This is a genomic window from Nitratireductor sp., from assembly GCF_017794765.1.
GTDB lineage: Bacteria > Pseudomonadota > Alphaproteobacteria > Rhizobiales > Rhizobiaceae > Nitratireductor.
The window spans coordinates 2,809,038-2,830,128 of sequence record NZ_CP051236.1 but is presented as its reverse complement, the minus strand read 5'-3'; the positions used below and the strand labels follow the sequence as shown (position 1 = coordinate 2,830,128).

Genomic DNA, 21,091 nt, shown 5'->3' with positions numbered 1-21,091 from the left:
GCAAAGAGACAAACCCGCTTCTCGTGCGAGAAGCTCGGGAAACGCTTGAGCACGAGCATGCAAGGCCATAGAACAGTGACAAAGCTGTTCGCTGGGGGGAAACACCGTTCATGTTCAAGAAGATCCTCGTTGCCAACCGCGGTGAAATCGCCTGCCGGGTGATGAAGACAGCAAAGCGCATGGGCATAGCGACCGTTGCAGTCTATTCCGATGCCGATGCGGACGCCGTACATGTGGAGATGGCAGACGAGGCGGTGCATATCGGCCCGGCCGCCGCCAATCAGAGCTATCTGTTGGGTGAACGGATCATTGCCGCATGCAAGCAAACCGGCGCTGAAGCCGTTCATCCGGGTTACGGGTTTCTGTCCGAAAATGCCGCCTTCTGCGAGAAGCTTGAGGCGGAGGGGATTGTTTTCATCGGACCCAAACCGAAGGCCATTCAGGCCATGGGCGACAAGATCACGTCCAAGAAGATTGCCGCAGAGGCCGGGGTGTCAACGGTTCCGGGTTTCATGGGCCTGATCGAAGACGCCGAACATGCGGTGAAGATCGCCGGTGAAATCGGTTATCCGGTGATGATCAAGGCATCGGCGGGCGGTGGCGGCAAGGGCATGCGGATCGCGTGGAACGATGCGGAAGCGCGTGAAGGTTTTGAACGCTCGAAATCAGAGGCAGCATCGTCTTTCGGCGATGACCGCATTTTCATCGAAAAGTTTGTCGAAGAGCCGCGGCACATTGAAATTCAGGTGTTGGCCGACGCGCATGGCAACTGCCTTTACCTCGGTGAGCGCGAATGCTCCATTCAGCGCCGCAATCAGAAAGTGGTGGAGGAAGCGCCGTCCCCATTTCTCGATGCGGAGACCCGCGCTGCCATGGGTGCACAATCGGTGGCGCTCGCAAAAGCCGTTGATTATCAGAGTGCTGGCACGGTCGAGTTCATCGTCGACAAGAACCGGAATTTCTATTTTCTGGAAATGAACACACGCCTTCAGGTGGAACATCCCGTGACAGAGCTTGTCACCGGCATCGATCTGGTGGAGCAGATGCTGCGGGTGGCGGCGGGAGAGGCGCTGTCCTTTGGACAGGCGGATGTAAAGCTCAATGGCTGGGCCATTGAAAGCCGTATCTATGCCGAGGATCCGGTGCGCAACTTTCTGCCTTCCATCGGCCGGTTGACACGGTATCGCCCACCACGGGAAGGGCGCTTTGGGGACGCAGTGCTGCGTAACGACACTGGTGTCACCGAGGGCTCGGAAATCTCCATGTTCTACGACCCGATGATCGCCAAGCTGTGCACCTGGGCACCCGAACGCCTGGACGCGATCAACGCGATGAGTGAAGCGCTGGATCGTTTTGTCATCGACGGTATCGAACACAACATTCCTTTTCTTGCCGCGCTGATGAGCCATCCACGCTGGCGTGAGGGACGCCTGTCGACGGGCTTTATCGCCGAGGAGTTCTCTGAGGGATTCTCGCCACCTCGTCCCATGGCAGGGGAGCGGGTGGTCCTCGCCGCAGTGGCGCTCGCCGTGGAACTTCTGCGGCGTGACCGGCTGGACCGACTGGCTGACCGGCTGGCGCCTCACTCGGGCGAGTTGAAGCGGGATTGGGTGGTGCGACTGGACGACGATTACCTTTCCGTCAGTGTTGTCGAAGGCATGATTTCGATCCCGCTGGAAATGGACATTCAAATCGACGGTGCTGATCCACTGACGGTGCGCTCCAGTTGGCGACCTGGAGAGCCGGTCTGGGAAGGGGAGGTCAATGGCCGTGCCGTTGCCGTTCAGGTGCGGCCTATTCTGAATGGTGTGAAGCTCGCGTGGCAGGGTGTCTCTGCCGACGCTCGCGTCATGTTGCCAAGAATTGCTGAACTCGATCGGTTGATGCCGGTGCGTGAAGCGCCGGATACATCGAAGATGCTGCTCTGCCCGATGCCGGGGCTCGTGGTATCCATCGCGGTGAGCGAGGGGCAGGAGGTCAAAGCCGGTGAGACACTGGCGGTTGTGGAAGCGATGAAGATGGAAAACGTGCTGCGTGCGGAGCGTGATGCCACGGTATCGAAGATCAACGCTGCGCCGGGTGACAGTCTCGCCGTGGACGCGGTCATCATGGAATTCGAATAGGAGCTTTTTCTGAATGGCGGAAGGAACCATGCGGGCAGCGGTGCTGTTCGATCTCGATGGCACGTTGACCAACCCGTTCGCAGGAATATCGAACTGTATCCGCCATGCGATGGAGAAGATGGGATGCAGGGCTCCGGATGATGATGCGATCCGATCTCACATCGGACCGCCCTTGCAGGTAACATTCGCCGACTTTCTGGAAACGGATGACAACGCGCGCATATGGGAGGCGGTCGGGCACTATCGTGAACGCTATCAGCGGATCGGTAAGTTCGAAAACGAACTGATCCCCGGCATCAAGGATGTGCTCGCCCATTGCGTTGAGGCGGGGTATTTTCTGTCGGTGGCGACATCGAAGCTGGAGCGTTACAGCAAAGACATCATCGCCCATTTCGGCCTCTCGGAATATTTTCATGCCATTCATGGTTCCGCGCCCGATGGGAGTAACTCAAACAAGGCGGACCTGATCCGGCATATTCTGGCGACCGAACCCATCGATCCGTCAAACGTCGTCATGATCGGAGACCGGCTTCATGATGTCGCCGGTGGCAATGCCAACGGCGTTCCGACCATCGGCGTATTGTGGGGGTTCGGTGACAGGGCTGAACTCGAAGAGGCTGGTGCAGTGGCTGTTGTGGAGCGGCTTTCGCAGCTTACCTCTGCGATCGATCGGGTTCTGGTACCTGCACCGGCGATCTGACCCCTGAATAAGTCGTTGGCGGCCGAGCGTCGGCCTTTACGCTCGATGCTCAATACGGAACAATGTCGATCTGAGTCTTCAGGAAAGAGACGGCATCGATTCATGGCGAGCGACCGACGTTTGCGCGATCCGATTTTCGCGGCAGCAGAGCGTGTGAAAAACAGGCCCGAACGGCCATTCATACATCTGCGTGTGCATTCGGCCTATTCGCTTCTTGAAGGAGCGCTGCCGCTTGGAAAGATCATCGGCCATGCGCTGAAAGACGAAGCGCCGGCGATCGCAATTACCGACACGAACAATCTCTTCGGTGCGCTCGAATTCTCACAAAAGGCCTCAAAGGAAGGGTTGCAGCCCATCGTCGGTTGTCAGCTTGATACCGCGTTTGAGGATGCGCTGACGGAGGCCCGCCGCGGCAATGGTCGTAAAGGCGGGGGCGCGCAGTATGAGCCCCTGGTCCTGATCGCGGCTACCAGGGAGGGGTACTCCAACCTCGTGCGCCTGGTGAGCCGGGCCTATCTGGAAAACGAGCCCGGCGAAGCCACCCACATAACCACGGAATGGCTGTCCGAACTTGCTGAGGGGATTATCTGCCTGACCGGAGGACCGCGCGGACCCATCGGAGCGGCGCTGAAGGCTGACCGGCAGGAGGTGGCCGAGCAGCGACTGCTTTTCCTCAAAGAGTGTTTCGGCAACCGGCTCTATGTGGAACTGGAGCGGTTTGAGGGCTACGACCGGGCGCTGGAGGCGGCTACTGTCGACCTTGCCTACAGGCATGAATTGCCGCTGGTTGCCACCAATGAGGCGTTTTTCCCTGCCCGTGACGATTATGAAGCCCATGATGCGCTGATTGCCATTGCGGAGGGGGCTGTTATCGCCATGGATGACCGCCGGCAACTCACGCCTGACAATTACCTCAAGAGCCAGGCGGAGATGGCCAGGCTCTTTTCCGATTTGCCCGAGGCCATCGACAACACGATCGAGATCGCCCGGCGCTGTTCCTATTTCACGCAGACGCATCCGCCGATCCTGCCGCGCTTTACGGGCGCGGATGCCGTCGATGCGGAAGCCGCCCTACAGGCTGAAGCGGATGAGCTGCGTCGGCAGGCCCATGAGGGGCTGGAGCGGCGAATCGAAACGCAGGGGCTGGCGGAGGGCTACACGCGCGAGACTTACGTCGAGCGGCTCGACTATGAGCTTGGCATCATCGAACGCATGAAGTTCCCCGGATACTTCCTGATCGTTTCGGACTTTATCAAATGGGCCAAGGCGCAGGATATTCCGGTGGGGCCGGGGCGTGGGTCGGGTGCGGGCTCGCTTGTCGCCTATGCGCTTACGATCACGGACGTGGATCCCCTGCGCTTCTCGCTTCTGTTTGAGCGCTTCCTCAATCCCGACCGCGTGTCCATGCCCGACTTCGACATCGATTTCTGCCAGGATCGTCGTGAAGAGGTGATCCGCTACGTGCAGGAGAAGTACGGCCGTGATCAGGTGGGCCAGATCATTACCTTCGGTACGCTGCAGGCCCGCGCCGTACTGCGTGATGTGGGGCGCGTGCTGCAGATGCCTTATGGGCAGGTGGACCGGCTGTGCAAGATGGTGCCGTCCAATCCGGCCAACCCGACGCCCTTGCCAAAGGCCATCGAGGACGAACCGCGTTTTGCCGAGGAAGTGGAGAAGGAGCCGATTGTCGGCACGCTTCTCGACTATGCGCAGAAGCTGGAAGGGCTCTACCGCCACGCCTCCACGCACGCTGCCGGCATCGTGATCGGTGATCGACCGCTATCGGAACTGGTTCCGATGTATCGCGACCCGCGCTCCGACATGCCGGTCACCCAGTTCAACATGAAGTGGGTCGAGCAGGCGGGACTGGTCAAGTTCGACTTTCTCGGGCTCAAGACACTGACGGTTCTGGAAACAGCGGTAAAGCTCATCCGCCGGCGCGGGATCGAGATCGATCTGTCGCGCATTCCGCTGGACGACCCGGACACTTACGCCATGCTCTCACGCGGTGAGACGGTCGGTGTGTTCCAGGTGGAATCGGCGGGCATGCGCAAGGCGCTGATCGGTATGAAGCCTGACCGGATCGAGGACATTATCGCGCTTGTGGCGCTCTATCGTCCGGGTCCGATGGAGAACATCCCGACCTACAATGCGCGCAAGCATGGCGAAGAGGAAATCGCTTCGATCCACCCCAAGATCGACCATCTGGTGAAGGAGACGCAGGGCGTTATCGTCTACCAGGAGCAGGTGATGCAGATCGCGCAGGAGCTGGCCGGCTACACGCTCGGACAGGCTGACCTTCTGCGCCGAGCCATGGGCAAGAAGATCCGCGCCGAGATGGAAAAGCAGCGCGGCATCTTCGTGAAGGGCGCTACCGAGCGGGGCGTTTCCAAACCGCAGGCCGATTTCATCTTCGATCTTCTGGCCAAATTCGCCGACTATGGCTTCAACAAGTCGCACGCCGCCGCCTACGCCATCGTCTCCTATCAGACGGCCTATCTGAAGGCGCATTACCCGGTCGAGTTCCTGGCCGCGTCCATGACCTATGACATGGCCAACACAGACAAGCTCAACGATTTCCGGCGCGATGCCATGCGGCTTGGGATTGAGGTCGTTTCTCCCTCGGTGCTGACGTCGCATCGGCCCTTCGAAGTGGGCGAGAACAAGATTTACTACGCGTTAGCCGCGATCAAGGGCGTGGGCGATGCGGCGGTCGAGCACATCGTTGAAAAACGCAATGAAAAGCAGTTCGAAAGCCTTGAGGATTTCTGTGCCCGCATCGATCCCAAGATCGTCGGCAAGCGGGTCTTCGAAAGCCTTATTCAGGCTGGGGCCTTCGACTGTTTCGGGCATGACCGGGCCGCCCTTTTTGGTGGGATAGACCGCTTGATGGGGATGGCGGCGCGCGCTGCCGAAGATGCGGCGATGGGGCAGGGCGATATTTTCGGCATGTCAGGGGGCGGTGAGCCGCAGAAAATTCACCTGCCGGCGGTCGAGCCATGGTCGGCCGCCGACAAGCTCCACCGGGAATTCCAGGTTGTCGGCTGCTATCTCTCGGCACATCCGCTCGATGAATATGCCGAAATCCTTGAGAAGATGCGGGTGCAGAACTGGGCCGATTTCCAGGCCGCGGTAAAACGCGGCGCGACGGCCGGCCGGCTTGCCGGCACCGTTACGTCCAAGCAGGAACGGCGCACGCGTACCGGTAACAAAATGGGGATCATTCAGCTCTCCGATGCCACCGGCCAATATGAGGCGGTGCTGTTTTCCGAAGCTTTGGCGCAGTACCGGGATCTGTTGGAGGCGGGCTCTTCCGTGGTCATCATGGTGGGGGCCGAGAACAGACCTGAAGGTGTCAATCTGCGTATACAGGCCGTGCAGTCTCTCGAAGAGGAAGCCTGCCGGATGCAGAAGGCGTTGCGGATCTATCTTCGTGATCCCAGGCCCCTTCCGGCGATCTCCTCGCAACTCACGCAGCGTGGCGACGCGCAGGTGAGCCTGGTGGTGATCAAGGATGGCGGCCAGGGGGAAATCGAGGTCGGTCTGCCCAACCGGTACCGCATATCGCCACAGATTGCTGCTGCGATGCGGGCTGTGCCGGGTGTCGTCGAGGTAGAACTTGTTTAAGGTCTGATTGCCGCCGAGCCGGGCGGAGCGCAGAAGGAAAAGCCGGCAATCTGCCTGGCTTTCAATCCTCTTCATCACGCTGCGGCCGGCCAGCCTTTCCCTGTCGGAAAGTGTAGCCGGTCTCAACGGCCTGTTTGCCGAATTTCTCGCGCAGACTGTCCATTGCACCCTCTGCGAGGGCACGTTTGTGGGAAAGGCGGTCTACAAGATCGGGCGGATCGGCCTTGGCTGCATCCGTAAGATCACTCACCCCAATGCCGAGCAGGCGAAAGCGAGTGCCGTCGATTTCGCGCTTCAGCAGTTCGAGCCCGGTATGAAAAATCCGGTCGGCCAACCGGGTCGGGTCTCCCAGTTGTCGGTTGCGCGTACGGATACGGAAGTCGGCGGTTTTGAGTTTTAGGACAATCGTACGGCCTGCAATATCCGCTTTCTTGAGGCGCGCTGAAACCCGCTCCGAAAGCGCACGCAGCACCGGAACCAGATCCTCCGCAGTCGACAGGTCGATATTGAACGTGGTTTCCGAAGAAACGCTTTTCGCCTCACTGCGTGGCTTTACGCTACGGTCGTCCAGTCCGCGCGACAGGTGATAAAGACGATCTCCCATGGTTCCATAGCGGCGCATGAGGTCGCCGCGCTCCATGGTCTGCAATTGCCCAATGGTGTTCAGTCCGTCCCGCGCCAGCGTTGCGGCAAAAGCCTTTCCCACACCCCAGATCAGGGTTACAGGCTTTTGTGAGAGAAAGGAGAAAGCTTCTGCTTTGCCGATGACCGAGAAGCCTCTCGGCTTGTCCAGATCGGAGGCGACCTTGGCCAGGAATTTGCAATAGGAAAGCCCGACCGAAACAGTGATGCCGACATCTTCTTCCACCTGGCGAGCAAAGCGGGCGAGCACCAGTGCCGGTGGAGCGCCGTGCAGTTTCTCGGTACCGGAAAGGTCAAGAAAGGCTTCGTCGATGGAAATGGGCTCGACCATCGGGGTGAGCGCTTCCATCATCGAGCGTACCTGGCGGCCGACGCGCGCATATTTTTCCATGTCGGGCTTGATGACGATGGCTTCCGGGCAAGCTTCAAGAGCTTTGAACATGGGCATCGCAGAGCGTACGCCGTTGATCCTGGCAATGTAGCAGGCTGTCGACACGACCCCCCGTTTCCCGCCACCGATGATAACGGGCCTGTCGCGCAGCGCCGGATTGTCACGCTTTTCGACTGCAGCGTAAAAGGCATCGCAATCGATATGGGCCAGGAAAAGATTTTCCAGTTCCACATGGTCGAGTATGCGCGGACTGCCGCATGACCGGCAACGCCTGGACGCAGTCTGCGCCGGGCTCAGGCAATCACGACAAAGGCCGTGCGGAAGGGCGTTGACAGGCATGGCGGACCATGTGAACATAAAGTGAACATGCATATTACTGGAAACGCCGGCGCAGCACAAGTTGCGGCGTGGAGGAGGGCCGGGTGGTCTATGAAGTCGCGCCTCTGTCACCGGAGAGATGACCGGTATTTGAGGAACTGTTTGGCAAACAGGGGGCCTGCTACGGGTGCTGGTGTACGCATTTCCGGCTGCCGCCGGCGGTGCGGCGCGAGAACAATCGCGAGCGCAACAAGGATCACATCAAGGCGCGGATCGAAGCTGGTCCGCCACCCGGACTGCTACTGATTGAGAACGGCCGTGCCGATGGCTGGATGCAGATCGGCCCTCGCGGTGACGTTCCGGAATGGAACAACAGGGGCCGGGTTTCAGCACCGGTGGAGGATGGCGATGCCGGAGATCCCGAAGTCTGGGCGATATCCTGTTTTTTCCTGAGACCGTCTGTGCGACGAAAGGGGCTGTCACATCAGCTCGTTGCTGCGGGGATCAAGCATGCCCGACTTGAAGGAGCCCGTATTCTGGAAGCCTGTCCGATATCCCACTCCAAGGATTCGCGCTCCATCGGTCTGTTCGTCGGGGCGACACGGGTCTTTGAAAAGGCAGGTTTCAAGACGGTTGTGGAGCGCAAGGCAGGCCGCCCTCTCATGCGGCTGACACTGCAATCTCCGTAGCCGTCCTGGCTGTACCATCAGGTCGCGCCCGAAACAGATTCCGGCGGCGCACGAAGCGCTTCCGACCGCGAATGACCATGTGAGAAAGCTTCTTGGCTACAGCGCGAGCGAGCGGGCGATCTTTTCACCGGCCTCCTTCCAGTGCTCCACCACCGTGATCCCCTCGGGGATTGGCGGCATGAGCGCGCGGACGGAATTGTCGGCCATGAGATGAAAAAGATGAGCATCCTCGACCGTGTCGCGCACGGAAACGAGGTTGTAATACATGTCATCCACGAAGGCGACGGGGCGGGGATGCTCTCCACGCAAGCGCTTGATCGCAGGACCCTTGGCGCGTTCAGTCGTCAGCAGCGGATAGTGCATTTCAAGTTGATCGAGCAAGGTGCGCCGCGTCTGCCTATACCGGTGTGGCATGGCGGTCAGGAGCACAACCTGGCTCGAAGTGGAAAGGCGCGCGATGGTTTCTGACGCATCTTCGGCGAGTTTCTGCCAGTCGTGCTGAACCTCGAAGAAGGAATCGACGAGCTGTGCAACCGTTTCGTCGTTGGCGCGCTTACCAGAGGACAGGTCGACGACGTTTCCGTTCAAGCCGAAACTTTCTAGCTTCAGTTCGAAGCCGCGGGTGCGCAGGTATTCCGGAAACGGTCTGATGAACTCCAGGATCACGTCGTCAACGTCCAGCACAAGGAGAGGGTCGTTGCTTAGGGATAGTTCGTCAATCTGCCTGGCGGTTTCAGGATCAATCGTCATGTGTTTTTGTCCAAAGTGGTATTAAGGCTGGATGTCGTAGAATGTGTTGCCATGCGGCAGGAAGGATGGTGCTCGCGCAACGATCTCCGGAGCGATGCCGCTTTCCTCGGAAAAACGCAGCAGAGTCGGTTCGTGCGCGAGGACGAATTGCAAGACCCCCGCCAAAAAACCTGGTTCGGCTGCCACCACGCGGATCTGGTTTGCCTCGATACCGGTAAGTGAGAGAAACCGGGGGAGGAGCTGATCGTCTGCCGCAATAAAAGCAAGGGCGGAAACGGCGATGGTCTCGGCGTCCTCTCGTTGCATGGTAGAACCTCTTCATTGGACATGAAAAGCCATTGTGGCCTGTCGATCAGACGAATTGCGCGCCGATCCTGGGGCGCTATGCTGTAAAGCTACGATTCGCAGGCGCCCATTACCGATTCATAAATCAAATCGTGCAAGGGTGGGGCCGGAAATTTCGCGGTTTGACGCGGTTTGAAGTGGTGTCGGCGAGGGCTGGTGACAAGCGGCGACGCGGGGTTGAGTGGGACGGGGTGAGATGCCGAAGAAAGTCATGATCGTCGAAGACAACGAGCTCAACATGAAGCTCTTTCGCGATCTTATCGAGGCAAGCGGCTATGACACTGTGCGGACCCGTGACGGGCTGCATGCGCTCGACCTTGCACGCGAGCACCGCCCGGACCTTATTCTGATGGATATCCAGTTGCCGGAGGTTTCTGGGCTTGAGGTCACGAAATGGCTCAAGCAGGATGATGACCTCCATGCGATCCCCGTTATTGCAGTGACGGCCTTCGCAATGAAAGGCGATGAGGAGCGCATCCGGCAGGGCGGATGCGAAGCCTATATCTCGAAGCCGATTTCCGTGCCGAATTTCATCGAAACGATCAAATCCTATCTGGGGGATGCCTGATGCCTACGGTTGGCTTCCCGAAGACATTCGTGAGGAGCCGGCCATGACCGCGCGCATTCTGGTTGTCGACGACGTCCCGTCCAATGTGAAGCTGCTCGAAAGCCGGCTCCTGGCCGAGTATTTCGAGGTTGTCTGCGCCCATAGCGGGGCAGAGGCGCTTAAAATCTGCTCCGGTGGGACGGTGGATGTCGTCCTGTTGGACGTCATGATGCCGGAAATGGATGGCTTTGAGGTCTGCCGCAGGCTCAAATCGGACGATGCCACGCAGCACATCCCGGTCGTGATGGTGACAACACTTGGCGAAACATCGGATCGGGTACGAGGGCTGGAGGCCGGCGCTGACGACTTCCTTTCAAAGCCGGTGGACGACCTCCAGCTGGTGACGCGAGTAAAAAGCCTGGTTCGTCTGAAAATGCTCACGGACGAGTTGCGGCTGCGCACCGAGACGATCGACAATGTGGGTTTTGAACCGGGTATGGAGGACGACCGGCGCGGCGTGCCTCCCATTCTGTTGATCGATGAGGATATCCGCTCTTCTTCCGCGGTTTCTGCCATGCTGCAGGGACGTTTCTCTCTGGATGTGGAGGACGATCCGCAGGCCGGATTGTTTCGTGCTGCCGAAGGCGGTTATGAATGCGTTCTGGTGACCTCCAACTACACGACCTATGATCCGCTGCGGCTTTGTGCCCAGCTGCGGGCGCTGGATCGCACCCGGCTTCTTCCGGTGATGCTGGTGGTCGAAAGGGAAGAGGAGGCGATGATTGCGCGGGCGCTGGAACTGGGAGTGAACGACTATATTGTCCGCCCGGTTGACGAGCAGGAACTGCAGGCGCGTCTGCGGACACAGCTGAGGCGCAAGCGCTACAATGATCGTTTGCGCTCGAGCGTCAGTCAGAGTTTTCGTATGGCCGTCACCGATCCACTGACGGGCCTTCACAATCGCCGTTATCTCGAAACACACTTGCCGAAGCTCCTGGCGCGCGCCGTCGCGCGGCGACGGCCTTTGTCGGTGATGATGGCCGATATAGATCGGTTCAAGGCAATCAACGATCGCTGGGGTCATCCCAGTGGTGATGATGTGTTGCGCGAGTTCGCCGACCGGTTACGCCAGAATATCCGCGGTATTGACCTGATTTGCCGGTTCGGCGGCGAAGAGTTCGTTGTGGTGATGCCGGATACCGAGCATGACGTGGCAGAGATGGTGGCGGAGCGCCTGCGGGTTGCCATTGCCAGCGAACCCTTCACGGTCGACGGAGGCAAAAATGCGATTGCCGTTACCACGAGCGTGGGGGTTGTCGGTTGCGCAGATGGCAATGATGATCCGGCTGATCTGATAAAGCGCGCGGACATTGCGCTCTATGATGCGAAGAGCAAAGGTCGCAATCGCGTGGTGGCTTCTGCCGCCTGAAGCCCGCCACAGAGAAAGCCACCACAGGTCCGGTGGTAGTTGATAGCCCTGCCTTCAGGTTTTGGAGGGAGCGTCATTCCCTTGCGCATTGCGGGTACGCTGCAGCACGAAAGAGTGATGATGCATTCCACCAATTTGGGGGCTGACGGAACGCCACATGCGCCCCATATTTAACCCTAACGCCAGTGAGTTGGCGGGAATGGTTAAGTAAGTATTGATTTTCTGACCGCCCTGCGCAAATCTCTCGGCCGAAAGGGGCGGGTTTACGTCTCGGCGTTGCCGGGCAGCCGTCTCGGGATACCCCATGATGCTCAGGTCCGCCGCATCTCCTGGGTCCGTGGGGTCGGCCGGCCGGCGCTGGTTGATAGTGGCCTCCTCGTACCGCTGCCAGTTTGCCGACCGGCCCCCAGTTTCTTCAAATCATGATCTTCGGCTTCCGGGGTTCTCGGAAGGTTTTCTGCAACGCGCAGTCTTCGGGTCTCGCGGGATGCTGATTTCTCAAAAAGAAAACGCCACCCGAAGGTGGCGTTTCAATGCAATACGGTGAAACCGGATCTATTTGATCTTGGTTTCCTTAAACTCCACATGCTTCTTGGCGATGGGGTCGTATTTCCGCTTGGTCATCTTGTCTGTCATCGTGCGGCTATTCTTCTTCGTGACGTAGAAGAAGCCCGTGTCCGCCGTCGACTGGAGCTTGATCTTGATGGTCGTGGCCTTCGCCATATCTGTCGTCCGTTTCTGGTGGTTTGTCGGTCGCGCAAAAGCAGAATCTCTCCACCAGCGCTTAAAGAGTCTGGCGGACACATAAAGGGTACGCGCGGAAAGTCAAGCCGGGTTGTGCGAGTGGCGGGCAGGAACGGTGCTCAACCGACCTGCCTTCCCCCTTAAGTCATCGATACAAGGAGCTGAGCGGTTGGGGAAATATCAAAATTTCTGACCACGATCTCATGGCTCTTTCGACATTACTTTCGAAAGAGATTTTCGATGCCCGGCGATAGCTGTCCAGAACTGAACGGTGCAATGAGGTGTTACTTTTGTATCAATTTATTAACAAATAGCGTTTTCCCGGAATGACGGGAAATATATTATGAAAGAACTTATTTATTCATCAAGATTTGGATTCTTTGGCGCTCTCTTTCCTGCCTTGTTTAAGGAGGGCCTCTTTCTAGTAGTCATTTTAGGACTGTTAGGCGGCGGTGCAGATGCTCAAACTCCACCTGATTTCGGAACATGCGATTCCCGAATGTGGCTGTCGCAGGGAAATCAGACCCGCCTTAATGCAATCAATACAACCACCAACCCGTTCACTTTTGTGAATCAAGGAGGGGTAACGTTCGCATACAATGGAACCGCCTTCAATCCAATAGATAATTATGGCTATGCGGTAAATAATAACTCACCAATTCTTTATAGAGTTGGTTCCAACGGTGCCGTGCAGAGCCTTGGTTCAATATCAGGGGTTCCATCCACATTAAAAGTTAACACGGGGGAGATATCAGATGATGGTTCTTATTACGTTTATGGAAGAACGCACGATAGATATATATATAAAGTAAATATATCTACAAGGTCAGCTACCAGGATTACGTTAAGTAGGAGTGTTTTTCTTTCCGATATGGCGTGGTCGAATGGCCTCCTTTATTCCAAGGAAGGCAACTCATCTCAGCTCATTTCTATCAACCCAGTCACGGGGGCTGTCACCAATGTCGGCAATACGGGTCTTTCCACCTCTAGTAATTTTGGAGCCATGTTCGGCGCGCCGAACGCCGTGTATGGCTCGGGCAACGATGGAGAGGGCTTCTTCGAGTTCGATCTCGAAACCGGACGGGCGACCCGCATTTCGAGCGCACCGGGTTCGTCAGTCAACGACGGTCTGAAATGCGCTACCACAAAACTCAGCTTTCAGGCGGATATAAGCATCTCAAAGACCGATGGGCAGGAAGCCTATACGCCCGGCGACGACGTGACATATCAGATAACAGTAAGGAACAACGGGCCATTCGGTGCTACAGATATCGGAATAGACGATCCTTTGCCGGCGGGTATCACGTCGGCAAGCTGGACATGCGCCGGCTCTGGTGGCGGTGTCTGCGATGCCACGAGTGGCACTGGCGCGCTTGACAATCAAACGGTCAGTCTTCCTGTAGGCGGCTCGGTTACCTACAACTTTACGATCCCTGTGCCTTCGGACTTTTCCGGTGACCTCACCAACGTGGCAACGTTGAGACTTCCCGACACGATCATAGACACTACCCCGCCGGACAACAACGATTCCGATGTCGATCGCGAAGCCTCGATGTCTCTTATCAAGGATGCGGTACACGACGATGCCAATGGAAACGGGCGGGCCGACGTCGGCGAGACTATCAACTACAATTTTACGGTTGAGAACACCGGTGACGTGCCCCTGACCGATGTGGTTGTAACGGATTCCAAGGCAACGATTTCCGGTAGCCCAATTCCAACATTGGCTCCCGGTGCGATCGATACCACCTCAGTGACTGGTACCTACACAATTGCGGAAGCTGACCTAGTCTCCGGGAGCATTGAAAATGTTGCCTTATTGACCGCGAAAGATCCGGATGGCGATGAACTCTCGAAGCCGTCGCGTCCACTCGATGGCGAGGTGGGAGATTCGACGAGCATCGAAACGCCGCTGGAGGGCGAGTATGATTTCGTCAAGGAAGCGGTACATGCAGATACAAACAGCAACGGGCGTATCGATGCGGGGGAGGTGCTTAACTACAAGTTCACAGTCGAAAACACGGGTAATGTCTCACTGACCAATGTGGTCGTGACGGATTCGCGAGCAACGGTTTCAGGTAGTCCGCTGGGCGGCCCGCTGGCGCCGGGGGCAATCGACACCACAAGCGTCACGGGCACTTACACCGTCACGCAGGCGGATATCGATGCAGGAGACCTCGACAATGTTGCCTCATCGACAGCAAAACTCCCGAATGGAAGCGAAATCGGCAAACAGTCTCGTCCGCCTGGTGGTAGTGAGGGCGATCCGACCAGGCCGCCTGGCGATCATGACCCGGTCTCAGACTATGATTTTGTCAAGGAAGCCGCGCATGACGACGCGAACGGGAATGGGCGGGCGGATGTTGGAGAAGTGGTCAACTACACGTTCAAAGTGGAGAATACCGGCAATGTAACACTGACCGATGTGGTTGTGACCGATTCTAAGGCGACGATCTCCGGTAGCCCGATCCCATCGCTTGCACCGGGCGAGATCGATACGAACTCCGTAACCGGCGTTTATACGATCACCGAGGCAGATCTTGCGTCGGGCAGTGTTGACAATGTTGCATCGGCCATAGCCCAAAACCCCAAGGGCAATGACATCCCCAAGCAATCACGCCCGCCAAATGGCACGGAAGGTGACACAACGAACATTGAGACGCCCACTGAGGGAGACTATGATTTTGTGAAGGAAGTGGAGCATGTGGATGCCAACGGTAACAACCTGATTGATGCCGGCGAAGTGCTCAACTACAAGTTTACCGTTGAAAACACCGGCAATGTCTCGCTTACCAATGTGGTCGTAACGGATTCGCGGGCAACAATTTCGGGCAGTCCGCTTGAAGGACCACTGGCACCGGGAGCAGTGGACAGCACGAGCGTTACGGGCGTCTACACCGTTGTTCAAGCGGATATTGATGCAGGTGATCTCGATAATGTCGCTTCATCAAATGCAAAGCTCCCGAACGGCACCGAAGTCCCCAAACAGTCTCGTCCGCCTGATGGCGAAGAGGGTAGTCCAACCCAGCCGCCTGGAGGTATTGCTACGGTTTCTGACTACGATTTTGTCAAGGAAGCGGTGCTGGACGATGCCAATGGTAACGGGTTTGCTGATGCGGGTGAGTTGATCAACTATAAGTTTACGACAATCAATACCGGCAATGTCACATTAACGGACGTTGTGGTCACAGACGACAAGGCGGAAATCACAGGCAGTCCAATTGCCACGCTTGCACCGGGTGTAGTCGATACCAGCGTGACTGGTACACATGTGATCACACAGGACGATATCGATGGTGGTTCCTTCGAGAATGTAGCAACCGCCGTCGGTAAGAACCCGCAAGGTGAGGATGTGCCGAAAGAGGCACGTCCGCCGGATGGTCAGCCTGGCGAAGCGACCATCATACCTTTCGCCACCAACCCTTCGGTTGAACTGGATTTGCAGAGTTCATGGAACGACACAAATGGAAATGGTTTTCCTGATCCTGGAGAGCCAGTCACCTATTCTTTCGTGGTTCGAAACACTGGCAATGTGACGCTGAAGGATCTTGCAATTGCTTCACTTAATGTGGTGCCTGAGGGTGGTGCAACACCACCTATATCCGTTCCTCCTCCTACCGGTGTGCTCATGGGGCTTGCGCCCGGTAGTGAGGATGTTTCCCTACCTACAGTTTCCTATCCTTTGACACAGGCAGACATTGATGCTGGTAGGATTATTGCGACAGCAAGCATTGGCGGGCAGGCTCTCAATGGAACCCCAGTGGTGGATGCATCCGACGACCCAGCCGAGATCGGCAATATTGACATTGAAGATGATGGTGAGCCGGATGATCCGACACCCACCCCTCTGCCACAAGTTGCAGCTCTCGGACTTGAGAAGACCGGGGTTTTTCAGGGAGCTTCTGGCCGGCTCGCGAAACCAGGCGACACCATTCTCTACACGTTGACTGCAACCAATGAAGGCAACGTAACTGTTTACAATGTCTCGCCTCAAGATTCCGGACCACTGTTTGGTGGGGTCCCTGGGACCGGAACGATGACATCGTTCTCCCCGCCGAGTGCCGATCTCGGTGCGGGTGGGAGCGTGGCCTTCACCGCCAAATATGCCGTGACGCAAAGCGACATCAGTGCGGCCCAAGGGCTCAGAGACGGTATTCAGAATTCGGCGACGGTGTCTGGTATTGACCCCAACGGGCAATCTGTACCTTCGCCTGTTGCGGAAGCAGCTGTAGACCTGCCTGGATACGCAATCAGCAAAATGACTTCTTTGGCTGAAGTTCGGCGGGGTGATCGGGTCCCTTACACAATCAATGTGAAGATGCTCGGTTCTGTGGGCGATGCTGCAGTCAACATCGTTGATATGACCCCACCCGGGCTGACCTTTGTACGCGGATCCGCAAAGCTGGATGGCGCTGCGGTGGAACCAAAAACCGAAGGGCGGAGGCTAGTATTTGAGAATGTCGTGTTGCCCGCTGAGGGCGAGATGATCATCGAGCTCCAACTCTCCGTGACTGGTGCTGCCAAACCCGGGGAATATGTAAACCGAGCCTGGGTCGAGACCTCGGCTGGTGTCATGGTCTCTCGTGTTGCTACGGTAGCGGTGGAAGTTGTGGTGGAGGCCCTCTTTGACTGCGGCGACATTATCGGAAAGGTTTTTGACGATAAAAACCGCAATGGTTACCAGGACAAGGGCGAGCCCGGTCTGCCGGGGGTGCGTGTCGCGACGTTGAAGGGACTGTTGCTTACGGCGGATGACCACGGGCGGTTTCATGTGGCCTGTGCGGATCTACCGGACCAAAAGATCGGCACGAACTACATGATGAAGCTCGATCAGCGTTCGTTGCCTTCCGGATACCGGCTCACGACGGAAAACCCGCGTGTTGTAAGGCTGACGGCCGGCAAGGCATCGGAATTTCTGTTCGGAGCGTCGATCGGTAGGGTTGTGCGACTTGATCTGAGTGACGCCGCATTTGTTGGCACCTCTCAGGAGCTTAAACCCGAATGGCGTGAGCGCATCAAGCAGATGATTGTGCTCCTCGACCAGGAGCCGTCTGTTTTGCGGTTGGTGTATTCGGACTCTCATGGAAGCCAGCGGGCGGGGCTCAGGCGCCTTCGGGAAATTCGCAGGCAGATCGCTTCTGAGTGGCGCAAGACCGGCCGCGGGTACCGTCTCGAGATCGAAACGAGGCTGGGAACCAAAGCCACTCAACGCGGTGACCGGCAAAAGGCATTCGATCGCAGGTAGCCCCTCAATGTTGGTGGTGCACACCATGCTAGCACCACCAACTGTAATACTACCTCTCTGTAACTGACGTATCGCGTTCATCTCTCCTAGTGCTCCGACACTTCGATTTGCGAACGCTGTTTCAGTCTCTCGTTCCCGCGTCTGGCCAAGAAGGCCCAATCAGAAACCGAACCGTGGACGATAGTATGACGAGGCTTGTCATGTTCAAGAAGCTCCAGACGACGTCGCTCGAGCCGCAGGGTGCGGCAAGCGCATCCAGATCCTTTCAAAGCTTTGCCGGGGCCGTAGGCGGTCTTTTGACAGGCCAGCGAGGGATAAAGAAATTGCCTCAGCTGCAGCGGCGTTCCAACTTTACACACTGCAGCAGGCAGCAGATTAGCGGGAAGGCGCAAGCCGCGATCCGCACGATGCTGCTCGCGCTCATTTTTGCCTTAGGATTGCTGGCACTCGGCGAGGGGCCAGCGAAAGCACAGGAAATCCCTCCCACGTCACCCTGTACGCCAGGGCTCGGTCAAACACCGCCTGGGTGGTCGAACGGGCAAGGTACCCCAGATTGTTCAACGCGAGCCGAATGGGCCGGCTCATATGCCTGGAATAGTGCGCCACTTCCTGTCGTACCGACAGGGGATACTACCTTTACCTCCATGATTGGTGGGCCGGACTGGCAGGAATCCATTCGCACCACCATGAACGGGCTCGTGCCAGGTCGGACATACCGAATTCCGTTCTATGCGATCGGGCGAGGATCGACCGCCGGTTCGCGTCCAAACGCCTGTGAAGGGCTCAAGCTAACAACGAGCGGCACGGATGAAACGATTCTGTTTCCAGATACGACTGCCTGGGGGCAGGCCGTGTTTGCTTTTACTGCGGTGTCGAGTTCCCAGACGCTCGAAGTTGCCGCGGACGGGTCTTCCAACTGCCTGATCAGCTTCGCGTTGGGGGCGGAAGTCATCGAGATCATCAAAACGGTTTCGGAAGGCGATAAGCCAGGCGATGTTTTGACGTTCACGATGACGGTGGAGAACCAGGGTATTGGCCCTTTGACCGGCGTTTCGATCAGCGAAGACAATCTGGTGCGGGCTGATGGCACGCCGTTGACACCCGACAGCGGTCCGACATTCGTGTCCGCTACATCCGGCTCGTCCGAGGGGACGCTGGTTGAGGGGGAAACAGCCACTTACACGCTAACCTACACGTTGACGCAGGAAGATATCGACGCCGGCGGACTGTTTAATCAGGCGACTGCGGAAGGAACCGACGAGAGCGGAAACCTTTTCAACGATATTTCCAGCGATACGGCAGGGGTTGACGAGAATCCCACAACTGTGTCGATCCCCCCAGGCCCCGACTATGACTTTGTGAAGCAAGGGGAACTGGAAGATTCCAACGGCAATGGTCAGGCGGATGCCGGGGAGCTGATCAACTACACGTTCAGCATAGAGAATACGGGTAACGTGACGCTCACGGATATCGTCGTGTCGGATAACAAGGTCGCAGTCTCCAATAGTCCGATCGATTCGCTGCTCCCGGGGGAGAAGCGGTCAGATTTGGCCGGTGTCTATGCGATTGAGCAGCAGGACATCGACAACGGATTCGTCGAGAATCTGGGAACGGCAAATGCCAAGGATCCACAGGGCTTGGACATTGAGCGGCTATCCAGGGCGATTGAGGGCGTTTCCGGTGACCCGACGGTGATCACTTTCCAGGCAAATCCCGGCCTCGAAGTGGACCTGATTGACGAATGGACCGACGCAAACGGAAACGGGTACCCCGATCCGGGTGAGCCGGTAAGCTACACGTTTGTGGTGCGCAACACCGGGAATGTAACACTCGACAACGTTGCATTCTCATCATTGCTGATCGGTTCGAGTACATCCACATCTCCATCCTCAGCGCCTGTTCCGGGCGGTAGCCTGTCGGGTTTTTTGCCCGGTAGTGAGGACAGGACGACATTCACAACCACGTATACGCTAACCCAGGCCGATATAGATGCCGGCGGGATTGTTGCAACGGCCAACGCAGAGGCGACCGGACCCAACAACACACCCGTCTCCGACATATCTGACGACCCGGACGAAGCCGCTGATCTGGATGTCGAAAGTGACGGGGAGCCCGACGATCCCACCCCAACGCCGTTGCCGCAAATAGCCTCCCTGGCGCTGGAGAAATCCGGCGGGTTCCAGGGGGCGGACGGACAGTTTGCTGAACCGGGCGATACTATCCTCTACATGTTTGAGGTTACCAATGACGGCAATGTAACGGTTACGGATGTCGTGCCATCCGATGCCGGGCCCCGGTTCAATGGACAGCCCGGCAGTGGTGAATTGTCATCATTCTCACCGTCCAGCAGTGAACTGGGGGCAGGGGAGAGTGAGACGTTCACGGCGACGTATACGGTGACACAAGATGATATCGACGCCGCTCAGGGTATCGAAGGTGGAGTAAAGAACACGGCGACCGCAACAGGCAACGATCCTTCGGGGCAGGACGTAGACTCGCCCGAGGATGACGCTGTCGTTGACCTGCCAGGTTATTCGATCAGCAAGGTGACGCCTATGGCAGAAGTAGCCCGCGGCGGCCGTGTGCCATACACTATCCGCGTGAAGTCCCTGGGGCTTCCAGGGGAAAGCACTGTCAATATCATCGACATGACCCCATCCGGTCTGACCTATGTGCGCGGATCGGCCATGCTGGACGGCAGTTCTGTCACTCCCAAAGCGGAAGGGCGAAAGCTGACATTCGAGAATGTGACGCTGCCCGCGGGAGGAGAGGTGTCGATTGATCTCGAACTGGGCGTGACGTCGGCAGCCAAGCCCGGCGAGTATGTTAACCAGTCTTGGGTCGAGGATCTGTCCGGCGCGACCCTGTCCCGGATTGCTGCAGCAACCGTCGAGGTGATGGTTGAAGCGTTTTTTGATTGTGGTGATATTATCGGAAAGGTGTTCGACGACAGAAACCGCAATGGATACCAGGATGCCGGAGAGCCGGGTCTGCCCGGTGTCCGGATCGCGACGGTCAAAGGATTGTTGTTGACGGCAGATGATCACGGGCGTTTTCATGTGGCTTGCGCGGATCTGCCCGATCAGCGGATAGGCACGAACTACATCATGAAGCTTGATCCGCGCTCGCTTCCGTCCGGCTATCGTCTTACGACGGAAAATCCACGCGTTGTTCGCCTCACCGCAGGTAAGGCATCGGAGTTTATGTTCGGCGCTTCCATCGGGCGCGTGGTGCGACTTGATTTGTCGGATGCTGCCTTTGTGCCAGGGACCCACCACCTGATGACCGAGTGGCGGGGCCATGTTTCCCAGCTTATCGATCTTCTGGATCACGAACCTTCAGTTCTGCGTCTTGTTTATGCGGAAGGCGGAGAAGGGAGACGACTTGCAAAGAGGCGTATCAATGCGCTGCGCAGACTGGTTGCAAACGAATGGCGTGATGTCGGTCGGCGCTATCAACTGGATATCGAAACGCGTGTGCAAACCGAGGCCCCCCGCGGCTCGAGGCCCGCGAGAAACGCTGTCTATAGATAGACTCTGGT

General features: G+C 57.5%; 12 protein-coding genes. 8 read left to right on the top strand and 4 right to left on the bottom strand.

Annotated elements, in window-relative coordinates; translation table 11 throughout:
* Positions 1 to 110: 110 nt before the first annotated feature.
* From HF949_RS13435 to dnaE, 3 genes are all read left to right on the top strand, one after another.
* A complete protein-coding gene (locus HF949_RS13435; RefSeq protein ID WP_292896032.1) occupies positions 111 to 2,123 on the top strand; it encodes an acetyl-CoA carboxylase biotin carboxylase subunit in 2,013 nt (670 codons plus the stop codon).
* A gap of 13 nt (positions 2,124 to 2,136) precedes the next feature.
* Entirely contained in the window at positions 2,137 to 2,823 is a 687-nt protein-coding gene (locus HF949_RS13430; RefSeq protein WP_292896030.1) for an HAD hydrolase-like protein, read from the top strand.
* 102 nt (positions 2,824 to 2,925) lie between these two features.
* Positions 2,926 to 6,450 (top strand): DNA polymerase III subunit alpha, encoded by a 3,525-nt coding sequence (gene dnaE / locus HF949_RS13425; protein WP_292896028.1) that lies wholly within the window; start codon positions 2,926 to 2,928, stop codon positions 6,448 to 6,450.
* Positions 6,451 to 6,511: 61 nt separating this feature from the next.
* On the opposite strand, the gene HF949_RS13420 is transcribed toward dnaE, so the two are convergent.
* Positions 6,512 to 7,840 (bottom strand): DNA polymerase IV, encoded by a 1,329-nt coding sequence (locus HF949_RS13420; RefSeq protein WP_292896026.1) that lies wholly within the window; start codon positions 7,838 to 7,840, stop codon positions 6,512 to 6,514.
* A gap of 119 nt (positions 7,841 to 7,959) precedes the next feature.
* On the opposite strand from HF949_RS13420, the gene HF949_RS13415 reads away from it, so the two are divergent.
* Positions 7,960 to 8,490, top strand: coding sequence for a GNAT family N-acetyltransferase (locus tag HF949_RS13415; RefSeq protein WP_292900188.1), 531 nt, complete (start codon positions 7,960 to 7,962; stop codon positions 8,488 to 8,490).
* 96 nt (positions 8,491 to 8,586) lie between these two features.
* Here the strand turns inward: HF949_RS13415 and HF949_RS13410 are convergent, their stop codons facing one another.
* Both HF949_RS13410 and HF949_RS13405 read right to left on the bottom strand, forming a co-directional pair.
* Positions 8,587 to 9,240 (bottom strand): hypothetical protein, encoded by a 654-nt coding sequence (locus HF949_RS13410; RefSeq protein ID WP_292896024.1) that lies wholly within the window; start codon positions 9,238 to 9,240, stop codon positions 8,587 to 8,589.
* 21 nt (positions 9,241 to 9,261) lie between these two features.
* Positions 9,262 to 9,546: a DUF3572 domain-containing protein gene (locus HF949_RS13405; protein ID WP_292896022.1), complete on the bottom strand. Its 285-nt coding sequence runs from the start codon at positions 9,544 to 9,546 to the stop codon at positions 9,262 to 9,264.
* Between the two features lie 235 nt (positions 9,547 to 9,781).
* On the opposite strand from HF949_RS13405, the gene HF949_RS13400 reads away from it, so the two are divergent.
* The gene (locus HF949_RS13400; protein WP_292896020.1) at positions 9,782 to 10,153 is read left to right on the top strand and encodes a response regulator; all 372 of its coding nucleotides are present in this window, start codon (positions 9,782 to 9,784) and stop codon (positions 10,151 to 10,153) included.
* A gap of 43 nt (positions 10,154 to 10,196) precedes the next feature.
* Positions 10,197 to 11,561: a PleD family two-component system response regulator gene (locus HF949_RS13395; protein WP_292896018.1), complete on the top strand. Its 1,365-nt coding sequence runs from the start codon at positions 10,197 to 10,199 to the stop codon at positions 11,559 to 11,561.
* A 555-nt stretch (positions 11,562 to 12,116) separates the two neighbouring features.
* Here HF949_RS13395 and rpmG read toward each other — a convergent pair.
* On the bottom strand, positions 12,117 to 12,284 hold the full coding sequence (gene rpmG / locus HF949_RS13390) for a 50S ribosomal protein L33 (RefSeq protein WP_007008183.1): 168 nt from the start codon (positions 12,282 to 12,284) through the stop codon (positions 12,117 to 12,119).
* 364 nt (positions 12,285 to 12,648) lie between these two features.
* Between rpmG and HF949_RS13385 the strand changes: the two genes are divergently transcribed.
* Positions 12,649 to 17,550 carry a DUF11 domain-containing protein gene (locus HF949_RS13385; protein ID WP_292896011.1) on the top strand — a complete coding sequence of 1,634 codons (4,902 nt, stop codon included), beginning with the start codon at positions 12,649 to 12,651 and terminating at the stop codon, positions 17,548 to 17,550.
* 200 nt (positions 17,551 to 17,750) lie between these two features.
* Complete coding sequence (locus HF949_RS13380; protein ID WP_292896010.1) at positions 17,751 to 21,083, top strand: DUF7507 domain-containing protein; 3,333 nt, start codon at positions 17,751 to 17,753, stop codon at positions 21,081 to 21,083.
* Positions 21,084 to 21,091: the final 8 nt, after the last annotated feature.